We start from the raw sequence: 3,261 nt of genomic DNA on the forward strand, positions 1-3,261 counted from the left end.
CATCGCCATCTGTATCAGCTTTAGTAGGGTCTGTTCCTTTTTCTACTTCTTCCTTATCAGTCAAGCCATCACCATCTGTATCCTTAGTTGATGCACCTACTGGTTTAGATTCTGGTTTCGAGTTTGGATCTTTTGGATTTGATCCTTTTTCTACTTCTTCTTTATCAGTGAAACCATCACCATCTGTATCGACAGTGTCTGGAGTAGATGCTGGATCTTTTGGATTTGATCCTTTTTCTACTTCTTCTTTATCAGTGAAACCATCACCATCTGTATCGAATTGTTCATCTGCTCCTATTGCGACGTATCGAGGGTATCCTGTTGGACTCTTCATCCCTGCCACAAAAGGCATTTGCGAAATTGTTACACCGGGCAAAACATCCGCTTCAAGTTCCCACTTATAGGCATTCCTTGAAATATTTTCCCAAGAATCGAGACCATAGGCTAATAAATTTTGATTTTTCCATTGAGTAGGAATCTCTGAACCTTGGCCAGTTCCTGTTATTTTACTCCAAAATTCATCCCATCTTCCTCTGTTTTTAGGATCTAACTCTGGATTCTTAACCAACGTTCTTGTAGCACCTGGGAAACTATCTAAATTCCGATCATGAATTTGTTTCCATGGTCGTCCTCCTCCCCCCGTCACAGCATCGCTGTTATAGGTTCTGATTTTAATTGTAGATGCATCCAAACCTTTTGGCAACCAGACAGTGAGCCCAGGTCTGCTCCATCTCTCATGCTGCTCATTAAAAATCACTGTATACTTCACATGTTGTCCATTGTTCGTTATTTCAGTAGTTACCTTAACTGATTTCTTCGTTTCTTGAACCTCGGAATCAGTGTCACCAAGATAGGTTACATTTCCTAACGTTTCAAAGCTTGCAGACACTGACTCCGCACCAAGACCCAAAAATGTAAGTCCGACTAAAACCGATGCCGCGCCAAATTTAAATTTTCTGAGAGAGTAGCGAAAGGCTTTCTCTCCACCTTTTTTCTTATTTTGTATCAATTTCAACAATTATTTTTCTCCTTATGTTCTAAGTAATTCTTTCTGTGAACTCCAAGGCCAGCCAGCTTTTTTCTGACTTCAGAAAGCCTCAAGTGTAGCCGTCTGCTTCCTGGGTATCAATGATGGCAAAGACTCCTACAGGGCAAAAACCATGCTCTGGATAGTCCAAGCCTGGTAATAAGCAGAGGTACCAACGCCTGTAGATACATACCAGGTGCTCCTTCATCGCTCAAACCGCCATTATGTTGGATGACAATCCTATCGATAGCTAAACGATTGTCATCGCTATTCATGATTTCTTCGTCGACATCAGCGATAAGACCTGAAAATAAATCACCATTTATCCGTTTTGTTTTAACCTTAATCACCTCCTAGTTATCTTCCTTTAGGTGTTGAAACATTGAAATCTGCACTCTTTCCATTTCTAAAAAACCATCTACTAGCTACTCAACCACATCCGTACTGGTTAGACCATAAGCTTGTTTAACAGTCTCCGTCTAAACTGAGTTTTCTTTCAAATGCACCGAGACAAACTCAAGTTTCAAGGAAGTTCCTGTCTTTTAAGCACAAAAAACAAACCGGACCTTGAGTTGTTTTACGCTGTAAATTCCATTTTTTCATACTGCTTTCCAGTCAGGCTATTCTTTCCCTGACTATAGGTTTTCTTTTACCCCCTCGATTTTTCTTGCATTGGAGTGGAGTTTCCGCAGGCACACCCGCTTCTTTAGACTGGATGCCTTCCCACTTGATTATTTCGTCAGAGATTATCCCTTCACAGGTCTTGACAAAGAATGTAAAAGGCTTGCTTTCACCTGCGTATTTATTTCTCAGTCAGACACTGGTAGAGAAACTTTTCTCGTTCTAAAAGTTGCGCTGCCTTCTGATAGGATATCCAGTGTTCCTTGCTATTATAAATACCAAGCAATCCCTCACAAAGCAACCCCATGCTTGAAAGCACAACAGAGACAAGGCGATAGTAATCGCCCGGCATGGGAATGGCACAAAAAATCGCAATCAAAAAACCGGAAACAATCTCAGCAATCTCCAAGACCTTGTAGCGTCTGCGATGCTGGAAACTTTTCCCCTGAAAGCAGGTGATTTGCTTTTCCAATCACTCTGTCATATAGACTTCTTCTGGTGTCATATAGAACTCCTCTCTGTTTTGTTTACCACTATCATAATAATACATAATAGAAAGTGAATCAACTTGTAGATTGTAAAACTAGACTTCCTGCAAAACTAGAATCCTAGTTCACGGTTGATAATGCCAGCAATCGAGTTCATTCGTAATCCGAAGCGTTTACGATGATTTCGATAGGTTGTTGAAAACATTTTAAACGTTTTTACTTTGGCAAAGATGTTCTCAACCTTGCTTCTCTCCTTAGATAGCGCATGGTTACAGGCTTTATCTTCAGCTGTTAGCGGCTTGAGTTTGCTAGATTTACGTGGAGTTTGTGCTTGAGGATATATCTTCATGAGCCCTTGATAAGCACTGTCAGCCAAGATTTTACCAGCTTGTCCGATATTTCTGCGACTCATTTTGAACAACTTCATATCATGACAACAGTTCACAGCGAGCTCCAAAGAAACAATTCTCCCTTGACTTGTGACAATCGCTTGAGCCTTCATAGCGTGGCATTTCTTTTTACCAGAATAATTCTCTAATTGTTTTTTAGGGCGATTGATTTTTACTTCCGTCGCATCAATCATTACCGTGTCCTCAGAACTGAGAGGAGTTCTTGAAATCGTAAAACCACTTTGAACAAGAGTTACTTCAACCCATTGGCTCCGACGGAGTAAGTTGCTTTCGTGGATACCAAAATCAGCCGCAATTTGTTCATAAGTTCGATATTCTCGCACATATTGAAGAGTGACCATAAGAAGGTCTTCTAGGCTTAGTTTAGGTTTTCTTCCACCTTTTGCGTGTTTAAGTTGATAAGCTGTTTTAATACAGCTAACATCTCTTTAAAAGTCGTGCGCTGAACACCAACAAGACGCTTGAATCGTGCATCAGTTAGTTGTTTACTTGCTTCATAATTCATAGAATTATTCTACCATATTTTGTTTCGCAGGAAAGTCTAATATATAAATAGCAACTTACGACTATTTACCCCACTGTACCTCCTATGAAGAATATACAGTCTAGTGATAATTATACCACCCCCCCCCCCGAATTTTGCAAGGAAAAACATTTTATTTTTTCTGTTTTGTAATTCGAATGTGAGAATGTCTTTAGTAAATCGAACGTGAAA

The 3,261-nt window shown here is 40.0% G+C and carries 3 protein-coding genes and 1 pseudogene; all 4 read right to left on the reverse strand.

Annotation, left to right across the window (positions count from 1 at the left end):
- Window positions 1–1,018: YSIRK-type signal peptide-containing protein (locus tag HT701_RS04410; protein ID WP_172931255.1), on the reverse strand; the 1,018-nt coding region annotated here is incomplete at its 3' end.
- Between the two features lie 79 nt (window positions 1,019–1,097).
- Window positions 1,098–1,235, reverse strand: a complete 138-nt coding sequence (locus HT701_RS04415) for a hypothetical protein (RefSeq protein WP_153300005.1) — start codon at window positions 1,233–1,235, stop codon at window positions 1,098–1,100.
- A gap of 407 nt (window positions 1,236–1,642) precedes the next feature.
- Window positions 1,643–2,120, reverse strand: a pseudogene (locus tag HT701_RS04420) (DUF4231 domain-containing protein).
- Between the two features lie 128 nt (window positions 2,121–2,248).
- Window positions 2,249–3,051, reverse strand: a protein-coding gene (locus HT701_RS04425; RefSeq protein ID WP_138704138.1) for an IS5 family transposase whose coding sequence is annotated in 2 segments (ribosomal slippage) — window positions 2,249–2,958 and window positions 2,958–3,051 — 804 coding nt in all. Because the reading frame shifts where the segments join, the coding sequence is not laid out codon by codon here.
- Between the last annotated feature and the right edge of the window lie 210 nt (window positions 3,052–3,261).

Source organism: Streptococcus sp. 10824 (assembly GCF_013276595.1).
GTDB classification, from domain to species: domain Bacteria; phylum Bacillota; class Bacilli; order Lactobacillales; family Streptococcaceae; genus Streptococcus; species Streptococcus pseudopneumoniae.